The 23,362-nt window shown below is 32.5% G+C and carries 22 protein-coding genes and 1 tRNA gene; 11 read left to right on the forward strand and 12 right to left on the reverse strand.

Going from position 1 to position 23,362, the window contains the following annotated elements; genetic code table 11:
• Positions 1–71 precede the first annotated feature (71 nt).
• Complete coding sequence (gene frr / locus LJY17_RS13475) at positions 72–635, reverse strand: ribosome recycling factor (RefSeq protein ID WP_264544334.1); 564 nt, start codon at positions 633–635, stop codon at positions 72–74.
• A gap of 56 nt (positions 636–691) precedes the next feature.
• The gene (gene pyrH, locus LJY17_RS13480) at positions 692–1,399 is read right to left on the reverse strand and encodes a UMP kinase (protein WP_264544335.1); all 708 of its coding nucleotides are present in this window, start codon (positions 1,397–1,399) and stop codon (positions 692–694) included.
• A gap of 185 nt (positions 1,400–1,584) precedes the next feature.
• On the opposite strand from pyrH, the gene LJY17_RS13485 reads away from it, so the two are divergent.
• Both LJY17_RS13485 and LJY17_RS13490 read left to right on the forward strand, forming a co-directional pair.
• Positions 1,585–2,211: a PAS domain-containing protein gene (locus tag LJY17_RS13485; RefSeq protein WP_264544336.1), complete on the forward strand. Its 627-nt coding sequence runs from the start codon at positions 1,585–1,587 to the stop codon at positions 2,209–2,211.
• A 29-nt stretch (positions 2,212–2,240) separates the two neighbouring features.
• A complete protein-coding gene (locus tag LJY17_RS13490; protein ID WP_264544337.1) occupies positions 2,241–3,479 on the forward strand; it encodes an MFS transporter in 1,239 nt (412 codons plus the stop codon).
• A 20-nt stretch (positions 3,480–3,499) separates the two neighbouring features.
• Here LJY17_RS13490 and LJY17_RS13495 read toward each other — a convergent pair whose 3' ends face one another.
• Positions 3,500–3,868, reverse strand: a complete 369-nt coding sequence (locus tag LJY17_RS13495; protein ID WP_264544338.1) for a hypothetical protein — start codon at positions 3,866–3,868, stop codon at positions 3,500–3,502.
• Between the two features lie 52 nt (positions 3,869–3,920).
• Positions 3,921–4,571, reverse strand: a complete 651-nt coding sequence (locus LJY17_RS13500) for a queuosine precursor transporter (RefSeq protein WP_264544339.1) — start codon at positions 4,569–4,571, stop codon at positions 3,921–3,923.
• Positions 4,572–4,659: 88 nt separating this feature from the next.
• Here LJY17_RS13500 and LJY17_RS13505 point away from each other — a divergent pair, with 88 nt between their 5' ends.
• Positions 4,660–6,762 (forward strand): M3 family metallopeptidase, encoded by a 2,103-nt coding sequence (locus LJY17_RS13505; RefSeq protein ID WP_264544340.1) that lies wholly within the window; start codon positions 4,660–4,662, stop codon positions 6,760–6,762.
• 55 nt (positions 6,763–6,817) lie between these two features.
• Here LJY17_RS13505 and tsf read toward each other — a convergent pair whose 3' ends face one another.
• The 4 genes from tsf to rplM all read right to left on the reverse strand — a co-directional run bounded on the left by tsf (position 6,818) and on the right by rplM (position 9,653).
• Positions 6,818–7,780, reverse strand: a complete 963-nt coding sequence (tsf, locus tag LJY17_RS13510) for a translation elongation factor Ts (protein ID WP_264544341.1) — start codon at positions 7,778–7,780, stop codon at positions 6,818–6,820.
• Positions 7,781–7,908: 128 nt separating this feature from the next.
• Positions 7,909–8,667 carry a 30S ribosomal protein S2 gene (rpsB, locus tag LJY17_RS13515; RefSeq protein ID WP_264544342.1) on the reverse strand — a complete coding sequence of 253 codons (759 nt, stop codon included), beginning with the start codon at positions 8,665–8,667 and terminating at the stop codon, positions 7,909–7,911.
• A 144-nt stretch (positions 8,668–8,811) separates the two neighbouring features.
• Positions 8,812–9,198: a 30S ribosomal protein S9 gene (gene rpsI, locus LJY17_RS13520; RefSeq protein ID WP_264544343.1), complete on the reverse strand. Its 387-nt coding sequence runs from the start codon at positions 9,196–9,198 to the stop codon at positions 8,812–8,814.
• Positions 9,198–9,653, reverse strand: a complete 456-nt coding sequence (gene rplM / locus LJY17_RS13525; RefSeq protein ID WP_264544344.1) for a 50S ribosomal protein L13 — start codon at positions 9,651–9,653, stop codon at positions 9,198–9,200. Before rplM ends, rpsI begins: the two co-directional genes overlap by 1 nt.
• Positions 9,654–9,887: 234 nt before the next feature.
• On the opposite strand from rplM, the gene LJY17_RS13530 reads away from it, so the two are divergent.
• Both LJY17_RS13530 and LJY17_RS13535 read left to right on the forward strand, forming a co-directional pair.
• Complete coding sequence (locus tag LJY17_RS13530) at positions 9,888–10,913, forward strand: LacI family DNA-binding transcriptional regulator (RefSeq protein WP_264544345.1); 1,026 nt, start codon at positions 9,888–9,890, stop codon at positions 10,911–10,913.
• A 179-nt stretch (positions 10,914–11,092) separates the two neighbouring features.
• Positions 11,093–11,311: a hypothetical protein gene (locus LJY17_RS13535; protein ID WP_338441492.1), complete on the forward strand. Its 219-nt coding sequence runs from the start codon at positions 11,093–11,095 to the stop codon at positions 11,309–11,311.
• A gap of 307 nt (positions 11,312–11,618) precedes the next feature.
• Here the strand turns inward: LJY17_RS13535 and polA are convergent, their stop codons facing one another.
• Entirely contained in the window at positions 11,619–14,465 is a 2,847-nt protein-coding gene (polA, locus tag LJY17_RS13540) for a DNA polymerase I (RefSeq protein ID WP_264544346.1), read from the reverse strand.
• 125 nt (positions 14,466–14,590) lie between these two features.
• On the opposite strand from polA, the gene LJY17_RS13545 reads away from it, so the two are divergent.
• Both LJY17_RS13545 and LJY17_RS13550 read left to right on the forward strand, forming a co-directional pair.
• Positions 14,591–15,826 carry a metallophosphoesterase gene (locus LJY17_RS13545; RefSeq protein ID WP_264544347.1) on the forward strand — a complete coding sequence of 412 codons (1,236 nt, stop codon included), beginning with the start codon at positions 14,591–14,593 and terminating at the stop codon, positions 15,824–15,826.
• Between the two features lie 52 nt (positions 15,827–15,878).
• A complete protein-coding gene (locus LJY17_RS13550; protein WP_264544348.1) occupies positions 15,879–16,175 on the forward strand; it encodes a thioredoxin family protein in 297 nt (98 codons plus the stop codon).
• Between the two features lies 1 nt (position 16,176).
• On the opposite strand, the gene LJY17_RS13555 is transcribed toward LJY17_RS13550, so the two are convergent.
• Together LJY17_RS13555 and LJY17_RS13560 are read right to left on the reverse strand one after the other, a co-directional pair.
• Complete coding sequence (locus LJY17_RS13555; protein WP_264544349.1) at positions 16,177–16,803, reverse strand: polysaccharide deacetylase family protein; 627 nt, start codon at positions 16,801–16,803, stop codon at positions 16,177–16,179.
• A gap of 64 nt (positions 16,804–16,867) precedes the next feature.
• Positions 16,868–20,068 carry a DUF2723 domain-containing protein gene (locus tag LJY17_RS13560; RefSeq protein WP_264544350.1) on the reverse strand — a complete coding sequence of 1,067 codons (3,201 nt, stop codon included), beginning with the start codon at positions 20,066–20,068 and terminating at the stop codon, positions 16,868–16,870.
• A 161-nt stretch (positions 20,069–20,229) separates the two neighbouring features.
• Here LJY17_RS13560 and LJY17_RS13565 point away from each other — a divergent pair.
• The 4 genes from LJY17_RS13565 (at position 20,230) to LJY17_RS13580 (ending at position 22,303) form a co-directional block, all read left to right on the forward strand.
• Positions 20,230–20,300, forward strand: a tRNA-Gln gene (locus LJY17_RS13565).
• Positions 20,301–20,640: 340 nt separating this feature from the next.
• On the forward strand, positions 20,641–20,844 hold the full coding sequence (locus tag LJY17_RS13570; RefSeq protein WP_264544351.1) for a hypothetical protein: 204 nt from the start codon (positions 20,641–20,643) through the stop codon (positions 20,842–20,844).
• Between the two features lie 54 nt (positions 20,845–20,898).
• Positions 20,899–21,786, forward strand: a complete 888-nt coding sequence (locus tag LJY17_RS13575) for a carboxypeptidase-like regulatory domain-containing protein (protein WP_264544352.1) — start codon at positions 20,899–20,901, stop codon at positions 21,784–21,786.
• Between the two features lie 10 nt (positions 21,787–21,796).
• Positions 21,797–22,303: a TlpA family protein disulfide reductase gene (locus tag LJY17_RS13580; RefSeq protein ID WP_264544353.1), complete on the forward strand. Its 507-nt coding sequence runs from the start codon at positions 21,797–21,799 to the stop codon at positions 22,301–22,303.
• A gap of 33 nt (positions 22,304–22,336) precedes the next feature.
• Here LJY17_RS13580 and fbp read toward each other — a convergent pair whose 3' ends face one another.
• Positions 22,337–23,344 carry a class 1 fructose-bisphosphatase gene (gene fbp, locus LJY17_RS13585; RefSeq protein ID WP_264544354.1) on the reverse strand — a complete coding sequence of 336 codons (1,008 nt, stop codon included), beginning with the start codon at positions 23,342–23,344 and terminating at the stop codon, positions 22,337–22,339.
• Positions 23,345–23,362 lie beyond the last annotated feature (18 nt).

The raw sequence follows: 23,362 nt of genomic DNA on the forward strand, positions 1-23,362 counted from the left end.
ATAATAAAGTTAAAATTATAATAAATATAAAATCCGCTCTTTGGCGGATTTTATTTACATATAGTAAAATTCTAAACTTTCATTATTTCAGCTTCTTTGATAGCTAAATGGTCATCAATTTTTTTGATATATGCATCTGTTAATTTTTGAACATTTTCTTCAGCTGTTTTACAAATATCTTCAGATGTACCATCTTTTTCTAATTTTTTGATGTCTGTATTTGCGTCTTTGCGTGCGTTACGAATACCAATTTTTGCATCTTCGGCTTCAGATTTTGCTTGTTTTACTAAGTCTTTACGACGCTCCTCAGTTAATGGTGGTACAGAAATAATAATGTTATCACCATTGTTCATTGGGTTAAAACCAATATTGGCAATCATAATTGCTTTTTCAATAGGTTGTAACATGTTTTTTTCCCAAGGTGTCACCGTTATAGTTCTAGCATCGGGAACATTAATGTTTGCAACTTGTGATAGAGGAGTTTGTGAGCCATAATAATCTACAAACACACCACCTAACATTTGTGGAGATGCTTTACCCGCACGAATATTTAAAAATTCTTTTTCCAAGTGAGCAATAGAACCTTCCATAGATTCTTTAGTGCTGTCTAGTATAAAATTAATTTCTTCAGTCATTTTTTAGCTTTCAGTTTTCGGTCTTAGTTTTCTGTTTAGATTACTTTGACTGTTTGTTATACATTAACTACTGTTCCTACGTTTTCTCCTTTACAAATTCTTAATAAATTACCTTCTTTGTTCATGTCAAACACAATAATTGGTAATTTATTTTCTTGACTCAAAGTAAATGCTGTTGTGTCCATTACATTTAATCCTTTTGCTAATACATCATCAAAAGAAATGTAATCAAATTTTACTGCGTCTGGATTTTTCTCTGGATCGGCATTGTAAACACCATCAACACGAGTTCCTTTTAAAATTACATCTGCATCAACTTCAATACCTCTTAAGACTGCGGCAGTATCAGTTGTAAAATACGGATTTCCTGTTCCAGCTCCAAATATTACAATACGATTCTTTTCTAGGTGTCTTACAGCGCGACGTTTAATATAAGGTTCTGCAATGGCTTCAATTTTTAAAGCTGTTTGTAAGCGTGTTAGCATTCCTTTTTCTTCTAATGCGCCTTGTAAAGCCATGCCGTTAATTACAGTGGCTAGCATTCCCATATAGTCACCTTGAACACGATCCATACCATTACTTGCTCCAGCAACGCCTCTAAAAATATTTCCGCCACCAATTACAATTGCAATTTCTACTCCTAAATCATGAATTTGTTTAATTTCTTCGGCATATTCGCCTAATCTTTTAGGGTCAATACCATATTGACGATCTCCCATAAGTGCTTCGCCGCTTAATTTTAAGAGTATTCTTTTGTATTTCATTAGATGATTGTTTGGGTGCAAATATAATTATAATCTTGAATTATTTAGGCTATAATTTATGGTTAAATCTTATGTTTTACGATGCGTTAATTTAAAAAAGATTTTTTCTTGACTACTGATAAATATCATTTTTGGTGATTCTTGATAAAGATAATTTTGTAGTCAATGAGCAAATTTTTTAAGTTATGAATTTAGAATTAAAACGACCTACTCCTATTGATGAAGAAGTGATTTGGGACAAATCCAAGACTATTGTAAGCAAAACTGATTTATTTGGTACTATTGAGTATGCTAATGATGCATTTGTAGAAGCTTCTGGTTATCATGAATTTGAACTTGTTGGACAGCCACATAATTTGATTAGACATCCTGAAATGCCTCAAGTTGTTTTTAAAGTATTATGGGATAACATAAAGAAAGGGCATAAGTTTCATGGTATTGTGAAAAATTTATCAAAATCTGGTAGATATTATTGGGTTATTACTGATTTTGATTATGTCGTTGATGATGATGCTAATATTGTAAAGTACATTGCTCGTAGGAAAGCTGTTCCTAATGGTGTTGTAAAAAAAGTTGAAGATTTGTACAGAAAGCTATTGCAAATAGAAGAAGTAAGTGGAATGGCAGGAAGTGAAAAGTACTTGATAGGATATTTAGAAGAATTAGGACTTACTTATGTTCAATTGATAACTAAACTCATGGTTGATGATGAGCGCGAAACAGCAGAATTAATTGAAATAGCAAATACACAAACCGAAGAAGAGAAGGAGAAAGAAAGTAGAGGTTTTTTTAGTCGTTTTTTTGGTAAATAGGCTTATATGAATTTGACTGCTTTAAAATTATGAATAATATTTTTTTTAAAAACTTCAGTGATTTTAACAAGGAAATCAAAATAATAGCATTGATTACCTTGATTAATCGCATGGGGACAGTTGTAGTCCCTTTTTTGTCTAAATATTTAAAGGAAGATTTGAATTTGACTTATTCCCAAGTAGGTTGGATAATGGTTTCCTTTGGTTTAGGTTCTTTAATTGGAACTTTTATAAGTGGAAAGCTTTCAGATTATTTTGGTGCCTATAAAATAATGGTGTTTAGTTTGTTCACGAGCGGTGTTGTTTTTATCATGTTACGGTATGTGAAAACGTTTGAGCTTTTGTGTCTGTCTGTTTTCTTTTTGACAGCCATTGCTGATATGTATCGTCCTGCTATGATGTTGACAGTGAATAATTATGTAAATAAAGATATGCGATTGCAATCACTCTCTTTGATTAGAGCGGCCACTAATTTAGGTTTGGTTGTGGGACCAGTTCTAGGAGCATATCTTATTTTGAATGACGGTTATGATACTCTTTTTTTAGTAGATGGTATTACTTGTATTTTGGCTATTGTGCTTTTTGCTATTCTTGTTAAAGAAAGGAAGTATTTGTATAAATTGAATTTAGTTAACCAAAAGCAAGATAAATTAGCTCCGTTAAAAGATCTTCCTTTTATTTTTAATTGGGTAATTGCAATGATAACTGGTTATTTGTTTTTTCAGGTATTTTCAATTTTGCCTATTTATCACAAAGCAGCATTTAAATTGACAGAATTTGATAGTGGTATGTTTTTAGCATTTAGTGGATTGTTGTATATACTTTTTGAGATATCGGTGGTGAATTTTGTTCAAAAAAACAAAATAGGTGATCTTATTGCTGTTATGATAGGGCTACTGTTTATTGGTTTTTCATATGGATTACTGTTTTTAATACATCAACCTTGGGTTTTCTGGGTGTTTATGTTTCTAATTACATTCGGAAATATGCTGACCTTTACTTTTGCAAGTGGTTTTGTAATGAAACGCAGTCATAAAAATCACGAAGGTATATTTATGTCTGCATTCCAAATGAGTTACGGTTTTGCGCATTTGATTAGTTCTAAAACAGGATTAACAATCATTCAGAATTATGATTTTGACGCGAATTGGACTTTTAATATGATCCTAGCCGTAGTTGGTGCTTTTTCTACCTATTTGGTTTTTTTGATGGTGAAAAAAGAAAAAGAAGAGATAAAACAAAAAATCGCTATGACTTTATTTAAATGATAAAATTAAAGGCTGATTCATCAGCCTTTAATCATTTTTTTATGTTTAGCAAGCAATGCTTTTGTCATAGTTAAATTTGCTTGCGATGCATCTACAGCAAGATAAATTAAGTACTCGTTATCTTCTGAAACATTTATGATATGATACTGTGATGTCAAGGTAATTGTTATGTCATCTATTTTTTGTTTTTGTTGTAGAGCGTTTATGCCATTTAGTTTTGCTCTTACCATTTCTAGTATAAATGTTGAGCCTAGGTCAATATCATAATTTTTGTCAGAAGTTTTAGAATAATAACAAATTCCGTTTCTTATTTCAATTATACTAGTTGCTATAAAACCAGGAATGTTTTTGGAAATCGTTTCTCCAAATTCTTTTACTAAGTCGGCCATTTTATTTAATGATTCAGGAGTACAAATTTAATGAATTGAAGTTTGTAGGATGTTATTTTTCTTCATTTAAAAAATTTCTTATCAAATAATGACCTAAATAAATTAATGGGGTTAATAAAATAGCAACGCTTAATTTAAACGTATAGCCTGTTAAAGCGGATGATATAAAAGTTTCAAAATTTATTTTTCCTGGTAGCCAAAATGCTATTCCTAAAACAATAAATGAATCTATAAGCTGTGATATTACAGTTGATCCTGTTGCTCTTAGCCATATTTTTTTATTGCCTGTTTTTTCTTTTACATAATGAAAAACCATTACATCTATAAGTTGCGAAAGCAAGAAAGCAGTAATGCTTCCCACAATAATCCACATACTTTGCCCAAAAACAGCCATAAATTGTTCATCATTAACAGGACTTATTCCTTTGGCAGCTGGAACTACAATGGCTAAAAATAATATTAAAAAAGCATAAGCAATTAACCCCGCTGTTATGAAGGATAATTTTCGAACCCCTTTTTGTCCAAAATATTCGTTTATTAAATCTGTAGTTAAAAAAACTATCGGCCAGGGCAGGATTCCTATACTCATTACAAAAGGGCCAATTTGAATTAATTTTCCTCCTATCAGTTCGGCTACAACTGCGTTAGTTATAAAGATTCCTGCAAGAATGACAAAAACATAATCTTTTTTGGATTGGAACATATTCTGTTTTTTTCAAGAGTAAATAATTCGTACGAAAGGTAAATATCTTACAATTTTAGTAAATTTGGATTAAACTAATTTCTTTATAATGAAAAAAACATTAGTAAATATTATTATGGGAGCAACATTAACAATTGCAAATGCTCAAGATAATCCTCTTTTGAGAGATTGGGTCGGCGTTTATGGAGGTGTTCCTGCATTCAATTTATATCAAATATCCGATTTTAAGCCAGCTTTTGATGTGGCTATTCAAGAGCGAATTAAAGGATTGGATGAAATTGCTAATAATTCGGTTAAACCTACATTTGAAAACACAATAGTAGAACTTGAGAAGGTTGGCAAAAGATTGAAAAACGTTTCGGTGGTGTACGGGATTTATGGTTCAAATATTAGTACTCCAGAATTCAATAAACTGCAATCAGAAATGGAGCCTATTTTGGCCGATTTAACTAGTCAGTATTATCAAAATGTAAAGTTGTATGAGCGTATTGCAAGTGTTTATCAGTCGGAAGAGATGAAAAGTTTATCTGCTGAACAACAACGGTTGGTTTGGCTGTATTATAAGAATTTTGTTAAACAAGGAGCTCAATTATCGGTTGCTGATAAACAAAAAGTAAAAGAAATTAATGCACGATTATCAGTTTTGTTTACTCAATTTAGTGATAATTTATTAGCTGATGAAAATGACCGTTATGTAGCTTTGCTGAAAGAATCTGATTTTGATGGCTTGCCAGATGGAATTGTCAGAGCCGCTAAAGCTGAAGCAAAAGAACGTAATTTAAATGTTCTTGGTTGTATTGGAAATACACGTTCGTTTGTGGATCCCTTCTTGACTTTTTCTCCTAATCGAGAGTTACGTAAAAAAGTATTCGAAATGTTCGTTAAACGCGGTGATAACAATGATACACACGATACGAAAAAGATTTTATCTGAGATTTTAAAATTACGTGCTGAGAAAGCTAAAGTTTTAGGATTTCCAACTTTTGCACATTGGAATTTGACAGATAGAATGGCTAAAAATCCTGAAGCAACTTTGGAGCTAATGGAGTCTGTTTGGAAACCTGCAGTGAATCAAGTGCATAAAGATGTTGCTGAGATGCAAAAAATTGTAAAAACAGAAGGAGGTAAATTTAAAATTGCTCCTTGGGATTATCGTTATTATGCAGAAAAAGTGCGCATAGCAAAGTATGATTTAAATCAAAATGAAATTAAAGAATATTTACAATTAGATAAGCTTCGAGAAGGAATGTTTTGGGTTGCTGGTGAATTGTTTGGTCTAGAATTTAAGCCTGCAGCAAATATTCCAGTTTTTAATCCCGATGTAAAAGTTTGGGAAGTAACTAAAAAAGGTAGTGGACAAAAAGTAGGGCTATGGTATTTTGATCCTTATGCGCGTAAAGGAAAACGTTCAGGTGCTTGGATGAATGCATATCGTAATCAGTATAAAATTGATGGAGATGTGTTAACTATTGTTTCTAATAATTCAAATTTTATCAAAGGCATTGATGGGCAACCAGTTTTAATTTCATGGGATGATGCAAATACATTGTTTCATGAATTCGGACATGCGTTGCATGGTTTGTGCTCAAATGTAACTTATCCTTCATTGTCTGGTACTGCTGTTGCACGGGATTATGTTGAGTTCCCGTCTCAAATTCTTGAGCGTTGGTTGTCAACTCCAGAGGTGTTGAACAAATTTGCATTACATTATAAAACTAATCAGCCAATTCCACAAGCTTTGGTTGACAAAATAGAAAAAGCGGCAACTTTTAATGAGGGTTTTTCAACAGTTGAAACTATTTCGAGTTCTATTATAGATATGAAATTGCACTTAGCTGGTGATCAAATAATTGATCCTGAAAAATTTGAAAAGGAAACTTTAGCAGAATTGAATATGCCCTCTGAAATAGTGATGCGTCATAGAATTCCTCAGTTTGGACATATATTTTCGAGTGATGGATATGCAGCAGGTTATTACAGTTATTTGTGGGCAGATGTGATTTCTGCTGATGCTACAGAAGCTTTTTTAGAAGCTAAAGGAGGTTTTTATGATAAGGCAGTTGCTAAACGGTTGTATGATCATGTATTTAGTGTAGGTAATACGGTAGATCAAGCAGAAGGTTATCGTGCTTTTAGAGGAAAAGATCCAAAATCTGATGCTTTGATGAAAGCAAGAGGATTTAAGAAATAGTACAATAAAAAAAGAGACTTCAATTAGAAGTCTCTTTTTTTATTTATGATATAGATTACCCTAAAGTAACTCTTTTGAAACCTGTAATTTCAACATTGAACTCCTTAACATAATCACCAACTTTTTTACTATCATCTTTGATGAAGTTTTGATCTAATAAAGCCTTTTCTTGATCTAAAGTAGTGTTGTCAGAGATAAAACGTTGAATTTTTCCAGGAATAATTTTATCCCAAATTTGTTCTGGTTTACCTTCAGCTTTTAATTCAGCTTTAGCATCTTCTTCAGCTTGTTTTAAAACTTCTTCAGTTAATTGAGAGTAAGAAATATATTTAGGAACATTTTTCAACGTTTTTCCTAAACGTTTTGCCTCTTCATTTTCTTTTTCAATTATAGCTATACGAGCAGCAAGTTCAGAAGCAACAAAAGCAGGATCAAAATCTTTATAAGATAATGTATCAGCACCCATAGATGCAACTTGCATAGAGATGTCTTTAGTTAAAACATCAGCGTTAGCAATTGGAGCAGAAATTGCAGTTAAAGCAGCAATTTTGTTAACGTGAACGTAAGATCCAACGAAAGCACCTTCTAAAATTTCAAAACCACCGATTTCGATTTTTTCACCAATTACACCAGTTTGCTCAATTAATTTTTCAGCAACAGTAATTCCGTTGAAATCAGAAGCTAAAAATTCTTCTTTAGAAGAGAAGTTGATCGCTCTTTCCACTAAATCTTTGGCTAAAGCTACGAAAGCTTCATTTTTACCTACGAAATCAGTTTCACAGTTTAAAGTGATGATAGCTCCTTTAGTGTTGTCTGCATTGATAAAAGAAACAGCAGCTCCTTCAGAAGACTCACGGTCAGAACGGTTAGCAGCAACTTTTTGTCCTTTTTCTCTAAGGATTTGAATTGCTTTATCGAAATCTCCATCAGCTTCAACTAAAGCTTTTTTACAGTCCATCATTCCGGCACCTGTAGATTGTCTTAATTTATTTACGTCTGCAGCAGTGATTGTTGCCATAGTGTTTTAAATTTTTAAGTTTTTAAAAGTAAAAAATTCCAATCTTCAAATTCCAAGTTCCAATTTTAAGAAATCATCAAATTTGACAATTCGTTGGAACTTGGAATTGAGATTGGAATCTATTTTATTTATTCTTCTGAAGCTGCAGTTGTAGTTTCAACTTTTGCTTCTTCAGTAGCTTCTACTTCTTTTTCTGAAGTTCTGTTTGATAAACCTTCAGTGATAGCAGCAGTAACTAATGATAATACTTTGTCAATTGATTTTGAAGCATCATCGTTTGCAGGGATTACATAGTCAACTTGACGTGGGTCAGAGTTAGTATCAACCATTGCAAAAACAGGAATGTTTAATTTTTGAGCTTCTTTTACTGCGATGTGTTCAGCTTTGATATCAACTACAAATAATGCAGCTGGTAATCTTGACATATCAGAGATAGAACCTAAGTTTTTCTCTAATTTTGCACGTAAACGATCGATTTGTAATTTTTCTTTTTTAGAAAGTGTGTCAAATGTTCCGTCTTTCTTCATTCTGTCGATAGAAGCCATTTTTTTAACAGCTTTACGGATAGTAACGAAGTTAGTTAACATACCACCAGGCCATCTTTCAGTGATGTAAGGCATGTTTGCAGCCGCTGCTTTTTCAGCAACGATGTCTTTAGCTTGTTTTTTGGTAGCTACGAAAAGTACTTTTCTACCAGAAGCAGCGATTTTCTTTAAAGCTTCATTAGCTTCTTCGATTTTAGCTGCTGTTTTATATAGATTGATAATGTGAATACCATTACGCTCCATATAGATGTAAGGAGCCATGTTTGGATCCCATTTTCTAGTCATGTGTCCGAAATGAACACCAGCTTCTAGTAAGTCTTTAACTTCTATTTTATTTGCCATTTTGTAATAGTTTACGTTCTGTTGAATTAGCAATGATTAAGTAGCGATTTTGAATCAGGTCTTAACCATTTAGATGCTAAACTAATTTCCGACCTCAGTACGGAAGAGCAACAATAACTTAGTTTTAATAAATAATAATAAATATTAACGTTTAGAGAATTGGAATCTCTTACGAGCTTTTTTCTGACCGAATTTTTTACGTTCAACCATTCTAGGGTCTCTCGTTAATAATCCTTCAGGTTTTAAGATTGCTCTGTTTCCTTCTCCTACTTCGCACATTGCACGAGCAATAGCCATACGAACAGCCTCAGCTTGTCCAGTAGTACCACCACCATATACATTGATTTTTACGTCAAAGTTGTTTACATTTTCTGTCATAGACATTGGTTGTAATACTTTGTACTGTAACGTTGCAGTTGGGAAGTAAGCGTTGAACGCTCTTTTGTTTACAGTGATGTTTCCTGTACCTTCAGATACATAAACACGTGCCACGGCACATTTTCTTCTACCGATTTTGTGAATAACTCCCATTACTTAAGATCGTTTAGATTAACGGTTTTAGGTTGTTGAGCGCCATGTTTGTGCTCAGAACCTACATTTACATTTAAATTACGGAATAACTCAGCGCCTAATTTGTTTTTAGGTAGCATTCCTTTTACAGCTTTCTCTACTAATAATGCAGGATTTTTTTGTTGCATTACTTTAGCTGTTAAAAATCTTTGTCCTCCTGGGTAACCTGTGTGACGAACGTAAGTTTTGTCTGCCAATTTGTTTCCAGTTAGATTGATTTTTTCTGCGTTGATAATGATTACGTTATCTCCACAGTCCACGTGCGGTGTATAACTTGGTTTGTACTTACCTCTTAAAAGCATCGCAACTTTTGTAGCAAGACGACCTAAGTTATGACCTTCAGCATCAACAACGATCCACTGTTTGTTTACAGTAGCTTTGTTAGCTGAAATTGTCTTGTAGCTTAATGTGTTCACAATAATTACTTTTTAATTAAACATTCCATTCCCAATTAAGGGAGTGCAAAAGTACAATTATTTATTTATAAAGCAAATAGCATTTTAAATTTTCTTTTTTAATTGCCTGTCAGTTAATTACAAGTTTTAATACAAATCTTTCTTTTTTATCTTTCTCATGTGAAGTTGTGAATGAATTTCATTTGGCCGAAAGAATATTTATTTTAGTATTTTTACACTATATATATTGTAAAGATGAAGCCAAAAGCCACATTAAAACAAATTGCAATCGATTTAGGTGTTTCTGTATCCACTGTTTCTAAAGCATTAAGTGATAGTCCGGAAATTAGTGTTGCAACTCGTGAAAAAATAAAAGAGTTTGCAAAGCTGAGAAATTATAAGCCCAATAGTATGGCGCAAAATTTAAAAAGACAGCGTACTAATACTATTGGTGTAATTATACCTAATATATTGAATCCTTTTTTTGCTAAAGTTTTTAGTGGTATCGAAAAATATGCTAATGATAAAGGATATAATGTAATTACTTATATCTCTAATGAGTCTATAGAAAAAGAAAAGCAAGCCATGCACATGCTAAGCAATGGTACGGTTGATGGTTTTATTTTGTCTATTGCAGAGCAAACACAAATACAAAATGAAATGTCACATTTTAAGGAAGCGATTAAGGATGGTGTTCCAATTGTTATGTTTGACAGAATTTCAGATAGTGTTGATTGTGATAAAGTGATTGTAGACGATTATGATTCAGCAGTACATGCTACGCAACATTTAATTACTACAGGTTGTAAACGAATAGCTTTGTTAACGTGTGATGCTAGTTTGAGTGTGTCTCAACTTCGAGCAAATGGTTATTATGATACTTTGAAAGAAAACAATATAACTGTTGCAGATGAATTGGTTATTTTGACTGACACTATTGAAGAGTTTGATGAGAAGCTAACACATTTGATTAACGATATTTCTTTTGACGGAATATTTGCTTTAGATGAGCATGCTTCGACTTTGGCAATGAAATTAGCAGTGAAAAAAGGAATTAAAATTCCTGATGAATTGCAAATGGTTGGTTTTGCTGACGGTGCTTGGTCACGACGATTAACGCCAAGTTTAGCGACAATTAGCCAACACGGACCGCAAATTGGAGCAGAAGCAGCTAAACTTTTAATTGACCGTATTGAGAAAAAAGCTGAGAAAAATAAATACAAAACAACTGTGATAAAAACAGAGTTGCGATACAGAGATTCTGTGAAAAAGCCTAATTAGTTTTTTATGCGAATAGTTTTTTCCTTATGTTTCGTACTTGTACTTTTTTCTTGTGAGAAGAAGAAAGAAATTCAAGAAAAAAATATAAGCCGCTTATTATTTCTGAATATTTTAGAAAAAATTCTGAATTACAAAAAAGATATAAAGAAGGAGATACTTCTGTACTTCCTCCTCCAATAATGCCTAGATATAAATATGGAACAGAAAATTTTATCTTAGATGATAGCTCAAATATTTATTATTATCAACTTGAGAAATATTTTAGTGCTGTTGGATGCGGAACAGGCATGGAGCTTGACTCATTACCATATTTTTTAGACATAAAGCCAGAGAATTTTATTAAATTACCAATAGAATCGATAGATAATTTTGTAAAGTTGAATTTAAGAAAAGGATAGAAAAATGTTGTTAAAATAGCTTCTCAAAAGGATACTCTAAAATCAAAATCCTATTTTAAATTACTGGAATCTCTAGGGAAATACCTTAATTACAGACAAGATAGGGATTTTTATGTTATATACCCAACAACTCAAGAAGAAGATACAGTTTTGCATTATAAAAAGTTTAAGAAAGATTATAGTTCTGATTCTGTGAAATGGAACAAGAAAAAAATAAGGTTTAGAGGTGAATGAGATTAAAAGGCATTCTGAATAAGCGATTTGATTTTTCACTTTTTCAGAATGACTATTAAAATTATTAATTAAATCAATGCGCTTCCAGCCAATCTTTTCCTAATCCCATTTCCACTTCTAACGGGACTGCCATTTTAAAAGCATTTTCCATTTCGTGTTTAATCATCGGTTGGATTTTTTCAATTTCAGAGCTGTGTACATCAAACACCAATTCGTCATGCACCTGAAGTAACATTTTTGATTTGTAATTGTCTTCTTTTAATCGTTTGTGAATGTTAATCATCGCAATTTTAATAATATCGGCGGCACTTCCTTGAATTGGCGCGTTCACAGCATTTCGCTCGGCAGCGCCACGAACCACCGCATTGGCTGAATTGATATCTTTTAAATAACGACGACGACCTGAAATTGTTTCTACATAACCATTATCACGGGCAAAATCTACCTGATTTGCCATGAATGATTTTAGTTTTGGATAGGTTTTGTAGTAAGCATCAATAAGTTCTGCACTTTCTTTTCTTGATAAAGATGTCTGGTTGGATAATCCAAAAGCAGAAACTCCATAGATAATTCCAAAGTTTACCGTTTTAGCATTGCTACGTTGTTCTTTGGTTACTTCTTCTAAAGGTACGTTGAACACTTTAGCGGCGGTACTGCGGTGAATATCTTCGTTGTTTTGAAAGGCAGCAATCATATTGTCTTCTCCTGAAAGAGCTGCGATAATTCGTAACTCAATTTGGGAATAATCGGCAGAAAGTAAAGTGTGATTTTCATCGCGTGCAATGAAAGCTTTACGTATTTGGCGACCTCTTTCTGTACGGATTGGTATATTTTGTAAGTTGGGATTATTAGAACTTAAACGACCTGTCGCGGCAACAGTTTGCATATAATCGGTATGCACTCGATTGGTTTTTTTATCTATTTGTTCAGGTAATGCGTCTACATAGGTACTTTTTAATTTTACCAATTGGCGCCATTCTAAAATGTCCTTTACAATTTGGTGTTCATTGGCTAAATAACTCAAAACTTCTTCACCAGTAGCATATTGACCTGTTTTGGTTTTCTTTTGTTTTGCACCGCCAATTTTTAATTTGTCGAATAAAATATCACCTAATTGTTTTGGTGAAGCCAAATTGAATTTCTCTCCAGCTTCTTCATAAATGGTGTTCTCGAAAGTTTCGATTTCCTTTTGCATCTCAATCGACATCGATTTCAAGAAATCTTTATCAAGGTTTATTCCTTCGCGTTCCATGTCGGCAAGAACCTGTATTAAAGGGACTTCAATTTCGTCAAATAACTTTTTAGTACCTACGCGTTCTAAAATAGGTTGAAAATGTTCTTTTAATTGGTAAGTAACATCAGCATCCTCAGTAGCATATTCTTTAATGTCTTCTAGAGCTACATCTCGCATTGATAATTGGTTTTTACCTTTTTTGCCAATTAACGTTTCGATAGATTTTGGAGAATACTTTAAATAAGTTTCAGACAATACATCCATGTTATGACGCATGTCAGGATTGATGAGGTAATGCGCAATCATAGTGTCAAATAAATTGCCTTTTACTTCAATGTTGTAATTTGCTAAAACTTTTAAATCGTATTTTATATTTTGACCAATTTTTTCGATGTTTTCGCTTTCGAAAAACGGTTTGAATTTATTGATTAATTCCTGTGCTTCTTCTTGATTTTCTGGAAACGGAACGTAAAAACCTTTTCCTTTTTCCCATGAAAGGGCTAAGCCAACAAGTTCGGCATTTATGGCATCAATGCCAGTAGTTTCAGTGTCAAAACATACTGAAGTTTGATTTTGAAGATTTTGAAGTAATAATTTTAAAGGTAAATCTCCCTGTACTATTTGATAAAAGTGAGAAGTGTTTTCTAAAGTTGCATAATATGAGTGTGATTTTGGTTCGTCACTATCTTCATCTGCGAAACCAAATAAATCCATTTGATTTTCAGCTGTTTTCTTTGGAGAAGATTTTTTTACTGATTTGTCGTTGAGCGAAGTCGAAACGTCAATTTCGTCATATTCTTTTCCAGAACCAAAAAGCTTGTCGAATTGTGTTTTTAATTGACGGAATTCCAATTCTTGAAATAAAGCATCTGTTTTTTCAACATCTGGTTTAGAGAGTTCATAATCTTCAGCGTCAAAAGTAACTGGGCAATCGAGTAGGATAGTAGCCAGTTTTTTAGAAAGCAATCCTTGCTCCTTGTTGGCTTCAATTTTGTCTTTTATGGCGCCTTTTAATTGATGTGTATTGTCTAATAGATTTTCAATAGATCCATATTCTGCTAAAAATTTTTTCGCTGTTTTTTCGCCAACACCTGGTAATCCAGGAATGTTATCCACAGCATCACCCATCATCGCCAAGAAATCGATAACTTGTAAAGGATCTTGGACTTCAAATTTTGCTTTAACTTCTTCAACTCCCCAGATCTCAATATCGTTTCCTAATCGGGCTGGACGGTACATGAAAATGTTTTCGGAAACCAATTGTCCAAAATCTTTATCAGGAGTCACCATAAAAACTTGGTAGCCTTCTTTTTCTGCTTGTTTTGCCAATGTTCCAATTAAATCATCGGCTTCAAAGCCAGATTTTTCGATAATTGGAATGTGCATGGCTTGTAATAATTCCTGAATATAAGGAACGGCAATTTTAATGGCTTCTGGAGTTTCGTCACGATTTGCTTTGTACTCGGTATACATTTCTAAACGATAATCGCTACCTCCTTTGTCGAAAGCAACTGCTAAATGATCTGGTTTCTCACGCTTGATAACATCAATTAATGAATTCATAAATCCTAAAATGGCTGAAGTGTCCATGCCTTTAGAATTGATTCTTGGATTTTTGATAAAAGCGTAATAACCTCTAAAAATTAAAGCGTATGCGTCGAGTAGAAATAAGCGTTTTTGTGACATTGTTTTGCAATTTGAAATGTAAAAATAATCAATCGGAATTGAAGTTGTCAATCAATAGTTAAAATTTGATTAACAAAATCCTATTGTGTTCAGTTTCTTTGTTACTTTGTTCAAAATTTATACAGATGTTATTCCGATTTATTATAGTTGCGGTTATTCTTTTATTGGTCGAAATCTATGCGTTACAGGCGTTTAGAACATTAGTTAGGTCTAAATGGGTTTTGTGGGGCTATGTCCTAGTAAGCTTTGTGATTTATGTGTATATTTTTTACACGATTTTTAATTTTGATAGAAAAGTAGGGCAGACCAAGCAGAGTCTATTTGCTTTAGGTCTTTTGCTTACAATTTATTTGCCTAAAATTATACTAACAACGGTGCTTTTGGGTGAAGATATTATTCGCTTTTTATCAGGTGTAGCAAATTATTTTATCGAATACGATAGCCGTTCATCTTTTTTGCCCGAAAGAAGAAAATTTGTTAGCCAAGTAGCCCTTGGTTTAGCTGCAGTACCTTTTTTATCATTACTTTATGGGGTTACCAAAGGAAAATACAATTTTAAAGTTTTTAGTCAGCATTTGTACTTTCCAGATTTGCCAGATGCTTTTGATGGTTTCACCATAACACATATTTCTGATATACATTCTGGTAGTTTTGATAATGAAGAAAAGATTAATTATGCTGTCGATCTGATTAACAAGCAAGGTTCAGATATTTTATTATTTACAGGTGATATTGTAAATGCTAAGGCTGATGAAATGCACCCGTGGATTGAGACTTTTAATCGTTTGACGAAACCGGCTTTTGGAAAATATTCAGTTTTAGGAAATCACGATTATGGTGCTTACTTGGACTGGGATTCTGAAGAAGCAAAAGCAAAGAACTTTGAAGATATTAAAGACTTACATAGACAAATTGATTTTAAATTACTTTTAAACGAGCATGTTAAAATTAAAAAGGGAAATCAAGAATTAGCTTTAGTGGGAGTAGAAAACTGGGGGAAACACTTTGGTTCAATGGGAGATATCGATAAAGCTTCTGAAGGATTAGATAAACATGATTTCAAAATCCTGATGAGTCATGATCCAAGTCATTGGGACGAAATAGTAAAACATCATCATAAAAATTTCCATTTAACATTGAGTGGACACACTCACGGAATGCAGTTTGGAATAGAAATTCCAGGATATTTTAAATGGAGTTTGGCGCAATACATGTACAAGCAATGGGCTGGATGTTATGAGTATTTAGGGAGATATGTTTATGTGAATCGTGGTTTTGGTTTTCATGCTTATCCAGGACGCGTAGGAATAATGCCTGAAATTACAGTAATCACGTTAAAAAAAGCTGAAAAAATAGCGTAATTCGTTAAAAATAGTATATTTGTATTGCAAACTATAACTAATTAGTACGCTTATGTCAAAATTTGGAGAGCTTATTAATGCCCATGTGCCTGTTTTAATCGATTTCTACACAGATTGGAACGAATCATCACAGTCTATGAATCCTGTGATTAAAGATGTGGCTGCAGCACTTGGCGATAAAGCCAAAGTAATCAAAATTGATGTAGATAAAAATCAAGAATTAGCAGAAGCGCTTCGTATTAAGGGTTTACCTACACTTATGATTTATAAAGAAGGGCAAATGAAATGGCGTCAATCAGGAGAATTGGATGCTAACACTCTTATAGGTCTTGTTCAGGACCAGATTTAATTTACAAAACATCAAAAACAAAACCTCTTTCTTTGTAGTGGACTATTGCTCTAGGTAGAGTATGTTCTAGATTTTTGTATGCTTTTACACTATCGTGAAAAACGATAATACTACCAGTAGTTACTTTTTGGGTAGCATTTTCTAAACATTTTTCAGGACTTATAGTTTGGTCAAAATCGGCTGAAAGAATATCCCACATGATAATCTTGTATCCTAATCTTCGAACGAGCCTTGATTGTTTAATTGAAATTTTTCCGTAAGGAGGTCTAAAAAGTTTACTTTTATTTTTCGGCAAAAGATTTTCGCACAATTCAATATTCTTAATGTAGTCTTTTGTTGAAGTATTCCATCCGTTTAAATGGTTAAAAGTATGGTTGCCTAACGAATGCCCTTCTGAAATGATTTGATTGAAAATATCAGGGTTGTTTTCAATGTTTTTACCTATGCAAAAGAAAGTTGCTTTAATGTTGTTTTCTTTCAATACAGATAAAACCCATGTAGTTACCTCTGGTGTTGGTCCGTCATCAAAAGTTAAATATATTTTTTGCTCATTATTTGGGATACTCCATACTTGTTTGTGAAACAAACGTTTTATGAATGAAGAAGTTTTTATCCAATAGTGACTCATGTAACAAAAATAAGGCTTTCAATGATTTACTGAAAGCCTTATTTTAATTGTTTTAGAAAATTATTTATTCCATATCTCTACCAAAACGTTCAAAACGTTTATTTGTAGCGTTAAATGTAGCTTTCATTTGGTTATAGAATGCGGTATCATTATTGTTCTTAGCAACTTCTAATAAACCTCTATATCTTTCAATAGCGGTAATTATATCTATTGCCATATCATTTTGATCGCTTGGATGAATTCCGCTATAATAACGTAACTCATCTTGGTATTTTGAAGCTAATTTACTTAATAATTTTTGAGCATTTTGTGTTTCTCCAATTTTGTAATATCCATCAGCAAAAGGATCTACTGTGCTGTAGAATTCATAATAATCAATTGGCATTTTTGCTAATGCTAATTCAATGATTTTTTTAGCTTTATCTTTTTTACCCTCAGTAATTAGTTGGTTCATTAACCTTGCCATATTAGTTCTGTGAGAAATACAGTCTTTTCTCGTTTCAGGGTCATGATAAATTTTAGGACTATCTCCATTACCCCAGTCCCATTTCATGATTATGTTGTACATTATATCAGTATCTAATCTTCCCATGTCGAAAGTATATGCGTCTTCAGGCAATGGAGTTCTAATAGGTACTAATCTGTATACCATACCATCAAGTTGTAAAAACTCTTTCATCCAGATATAATCATCGTCTGCAAAAGCTCCTGGAGAAAAATATATAGGTCTTTTCCAGTTGTTATTTCTAACGATGTCTAACATCATTAATCTATTTTTATAAAGAGCATTCCCTTTGATGTCTACATCAATGTAAGGAACAATTGAATCGGCTAATTTAGGATTAACCACTTTGTGTTTTAGAACCTCGCTTTTATCTACAGGAATTCTAATTTTATTTGTTGGATAAAATTGAATATGATGTCCGTTTTGTAGTTCAATCAATGTGCGAGGGTCGTCACTTGAGATGAAATTGAAAAATTCATTTACATCCAAACGTGCATCTGTTCTTTTTTCAAAAGCCAAATAGTCTCTTTTTTCTGAAACATAATCTTCATGAGAGAAAGAAATTGGAACAGGATCAGATTCATATGCTTTTGATTTCATTGTGTCAATGTACCAGTCGGTCATTAATAAACTAGTGTTTACAATTCTCACGTCTGTTCTATAGCCTTCTATTTCTTGTAAATACCACAAAGGGAAAGTGTCATTATCGCCAATGGTAAACAAAATTGCATTAGGTTCGCAAGAATCTAAATATGCTCTTGCAGAAGCAACTGCAGTGCGTTTGCCAGAACGGTCATGATCATCCCAGTTTTGAGAAGCCATAAGCACTGGTGTAGCAAGTAAACAAGCTGTTATGACTACTGGTGCAGCAATTTTAGGTTGGATATATTTCTTGATGGTGTCATAAATCGCATAAACACCAATGCCTATCCAAATAGCAAATACATAGAATGATCCTACAAGAGCATAATCACGCTCACGAGGCTCAAAAGGACGTTCGTTTAAGTAAATCTTTAAAGCCAATCCTGTAAACAAGAATAGCGCAAGTACAACATAAAAACTTTTCAGATCTTTTCGAGCGTGGAAAAAGAATCCAATTAATCCAATAATGAATGGTAAGAAGAAATATGTGTTTCTTCCTTTGTTGTTTTTCCAGTCTGCTGGTAAGTTTTCTTGTGATGTAAGTCTTATTTCGTCAATAAAATTGATGCCTGATATCCAGTTTCCGTCTTTTAAATCATATTCACCTTGTTTGTCATTTTGTCTTCCAACAAAATTCCACATTAAATATCTCCAATACATGTAGCCAAATTGGTATTCAAACATGAAAGTAAGATTGTCTATAGTACTTGGTTTTTCTACATCTAAGTAGTGGCCATAGCTTTTTAAGAATTTGTCATAATCGTCAATTTCTAATTTCCCTGATGCATAAGCTGTCCTGAATTCAGAAACTACTTGAAGTAATTCTTCTTCTTCGGCATATTCAGGCTTTACTTTAAAGTCAAGAACATTTGTAAAACGCATGTAATTTACAGCATGTTCGTTGCTCCATAAACGAGGTAGGAAAGCTTTATGATTATCATCAGTGTTTTGAGATCCGTTTTTGTATTCATTTACGATAACGTATTCTCCTTTTTTGTAATCTCTTTCGTAGTTTGGTTTATCGTCAGTATAAGGATTGTTTTCGTCTAAACCAGCATAAGAGTCCGAGAATTGTGGGCCGTAAAATAATTTTTGCTCTCCATATTGTTCTCTATTATAGTAAGCAAGAACTTCTCTAGCATCAGAAGGATTGTTTTCGTTAATTGGAGTTTTTGCATTCGCTCTAATCGGTAACATCATCCAAGTTGAGAATCCAATTAAGATAAATAGAACGCATAAAATAAGTGTGTTGTAGAATACTTTGCCGTTCTGACGAGTGTACTTTAATCCAAAATAGAAGAAAGCAATTAATAAAATGGTTACGAAGATTGTTCCTGAGTTAAAAGGTAATCCTAAATTGTTTACCATAAATACTTCTGTTGCTCCAAAGAATGTCATTGTCCATGGTAATAATAGCTTGAAGATGAACAATAAGATTGAAACTACTACAATATTGGCAACAATGAAGTTTTTAATGGTTACTTTTTCGTAGTGTTTAAAATAGTATAGGAATCCAATTGAAGGTATTGTTAGCAACGCCATGAAATGCACTCCAAAAGATAATCCAACAACTAGAGCGATTAATAACAACCATTTATTCCCTTTAGGTAAATGCATTTCTTGTTCCCATCTAAGACCAAGCCAAAAAAGTAAAGCAATTAAAAAAGTTGCCATAGCATAAACCTCTGCTTCAACTGCGTTAAACCAAAAACTGTCTGAAAATGTAAATGCTAATGACCCCACAAAAGCACTTCCAAGAATTGCAATTGCATTGTCTTTATTTATTTCAGTAAAAGATGAAACGACTTTTCTTAGTATAATAGTCAGTGACCAAAATAAAAATAAGATTGTAAAGGCACTTGAAAATACAGACATCATGTTTACCATCAATGCAATATTTTCTTTACCAATGGCAAACATAGAAAAGAAAGCTCCCATCATTTGGAATAATGGTGCTCCAGGTGGGTGACCTACTTCAAGTTTTGCAGCAGTGGCAATATATTCGCCACAATCCCAAAAACTCATTGTTGGTTCTACAGTTAAAGAATAAACAAGTAATGAAATAAAAAAAGAAACCCAGCCTAAAATGGTGTTCCACTTATTGAAATTGAATGACATATAATTATGTTTCAGTATGTGTTTGACCACACAAAGAAACTATTTTTTTGTCTAAAGAAAAGGTTAAAAAAATTTTTTTTGATTTTTTCTTCAAAAATACTTGCAGAAATAAAAAATGGGTGTAAATTTGCACTCGCATTAAGGAATTAATGCAGGTTTAATGGCTCATGGTGTAATGGTAACACTACGGTTTTTGGTGCCGTCTTTCTAGGTTCGAGTCCTAGTGAGCCAACAAAAAAAAGGTCTGATTTTCAGGCCTTTTTTATTTTATATGTGTTTGAAAATTAAGACAATAAAAAAGGACTCAAAAATTGAGTCCTTTTTTGTTTTATAAATTTTGCTACGCCTTTACTAAGCATCTTTTATTTCTTCTGGGAAGACTATTAAAATTGTGTTAAAATATTTTGACATTCATGATTTTAAATTTATCTACGTTTTTAATTATAAGAAAAAAGCTGTTAATTTAAAATCTAATTTCAATTATTATTTGATATAAAAAATTCTTGCAAGGATAGTGTAAAGCTCAACACTTTAAATTTTTGAGTAAAAATTAATTTCAAACTATTTACGTTATGTTAAAAAACATTTTAAATTTAGAAGGTGTTTCTACTTTAGGTAGAGATGAACAAAAAAAAATTAATGGAGGTTTATTGAACCCTACATGTATTCCTACTGGTCAAGAACGAATTTTGACATCTCCAGAAGGTCAACCTGTTGCAATAAATTGTCAATGGAATTGTGGTGGTCAACTAATTTGGGGAGGGTGTGGAATTTAATACACTGAATATTTAAGGAGTGTTTAATACACTCCTTAATTTTAAATTGTTAAAATGAGATTTTTATTTATTTGTTTATTGTTTGTAAATATATCGTATTCCCAAGAATCTTTCTTTATGGGATATGTTTATTCTAAAACTACAAATTTACCAATTGAAAAAGCAACTATAAAAGTTAGAAATGGAGATGATTATTTTACAACTATTTCAAATGAAAAAGGACAATTTAGATTTTTAAACTTTCAAAAAGACGATAAGTACATTGAAATTGAAATCTCTCATATCTCTTATGAGAAAAAAAAGTGGCAAGGGTTTAATGATTCAAAGTTTTACTTAATTGAAAAAACAAATGAACTAAGTGAGATAAATATTTCTTCAGAAAAAGAAAAAATAATTTATGAATTACCTATTTCAGATAGGATACTTACCTGTGTTAGAAATTTTAGTTGGGAGCACAAAATAGCTACTTTTATACCATATGAAACTAAAAATGGGGATAGAGTAATAAAGAAAATAATTTACGCTATTTCTGACTTTGAAGGAGTTAAAGGTCTGAAGTACCAACCTTTTATTTCGAATCTTTATTCTGTGGATACAATAACCAAATTACCTGATAAGGCGTTAATTGAAAACGGGATTAAAGTTGTTAAGAATAATGAAAAAAAATGGGTTGAGGTGGATGTTTCTGAATATAACTTGAAGATGCCTTCAGAGGGAATATTTGTTGTGATGGAATTACTAAGTGAAGATAAATACCCTTTTGGATATATTCAGTCTAATATTGGTGTAATATCTGCTGTTCCAGCAATTAAAGCATATAAATATAATAAAAAATATATACGAAAATCATATCAGAATTTTCCAGTTTATACAATTCCTGTGGATTTAAGTAATAAATGGGTAGAACAAGATTGTCATTATCTAATGGATGTAGAATTTTAATTTTTAAATAATGTTGCAAAAAATAATCATAGTCAGTATTTCAATTTTAACTTTTTCTCTTTGTGAAGAAAGTGCACAGTTTAAAAATCCGAATATAAAGAATATTGAAAATACTCAATTCGAGATAAATTCATTAGATCAAATTATAGAAGAAAATAAGGGTAAAGTTATCTACGTTGATTTTTGGGCTAGTTGGTGTTTGCCTTGTAGAAAAGAAATGCCCAATTCTTTAAAGCTTCATAAGAAATATAAAGATAAAGTGGTTTTTGTTTATCTGTCAATTGATTTGGAAAAGGGAGATTGGGAAAAAGCATGTGTCAAAGAATCTCTATTAGATTTAAAATATAATTTGATGACTATTGGGTTTAAAAAATCCGAAGCATTGAAGGGGGTTAAATTGGAATCAATACCCCGTTATATGATTTTTGATAAAGAGGGAAAATTGGCAAATGTTGATGCTCCAAGACCTAGTGATAAAAATATTCACAAAGAGTTTGATAAATACTTATTAGATTAAAGCAACAAAAAAGACTCAATTAGAGTCCTTTTTCTATTTATTCTTTTGCATAAATTCTTCTGCTTTTTCTACCATATTTGAGCTTCCACAGAAAAAAGGAACACGTTCGTGTAATTCTGTTGGTTGTATTTCCATAATACGGTTGTATCCATCAGATGCTTTTCCGCCAGCTTGTTCAGCAAGAAAGGCCATTGGGTTGCATTCATAAAGTAAACGTAACTTACCTTTTGGTGCTTTAGAGCTGGTTGGGTATAAATAAATTCCTCCCTTAATCATGTTTCTGTGAAAGTCTGAAACCAAACTTCCAATGTAACGTGAAGTATAAGGTCTATCTCCTTCTTCAGTTTGACAGTATTTTAAATAATCTTTTACTCCTTGAGGGAAATGGATGTAGTTTCCTTCATTAATCGAATATATTTTTCCATCTTTAGAATACTGCATGTTAGGATGCGACAAATAAAAAGTTCCTATTGCAGGATTTAAAGTAAATCCGTTAACGCCATGTCCTGTAGTGTAAACAAGCATGGTTGAGGTGCCGTAAATTACATATCCAGCGGCAACTTGATTTACTCCTGGTTGTAAAAAATCTTCTAATTGAACAGGAGTTCCTATTGGAGTAACTCTTCTAAAAACTGAGAAAATAGTCCCTACTGAAACATTCACATCAATATTTGATGAGCCGTCAAGTGGATCCATTAAAACAACATATTTGTTATTGTGACTATTATCTGAACCTGCTACGGTAATGAAATCATCGTTTTCTTCTGACGCAATACCGCAAACAATTTCACGATTTATTAAGGTTTGAATAAAAACTTCATTGGCATAAACATCCAATTTTTGTTGGTCTTCTCCTTGAATGTTTTGGTCACCAGCAGCTCCTACAATATCCACTAATCCTGCTTTGTTTACTTTGTAATTAACAACCTTGGCAGCTAGTCTTATAGAGTTGATAATTCTTGATAATTCTCCTGATGAATATTGAAATTCACTTTGTTTTTCGATGATGAATTCACCTAAGGTTTTATTGCGTTCTTCCATGTAAGAAATCGTTGTAGT

The organism is Flavobacterium hankyongi (genome assembly GCF_036840915.1).
Classification (GTDB): Bacteria; Bacteroidota; Bacteroidia; order Flavobacteriales; family Flavobacteriaceae; genus Flavobacterium; species Flavobacterium hankyongi.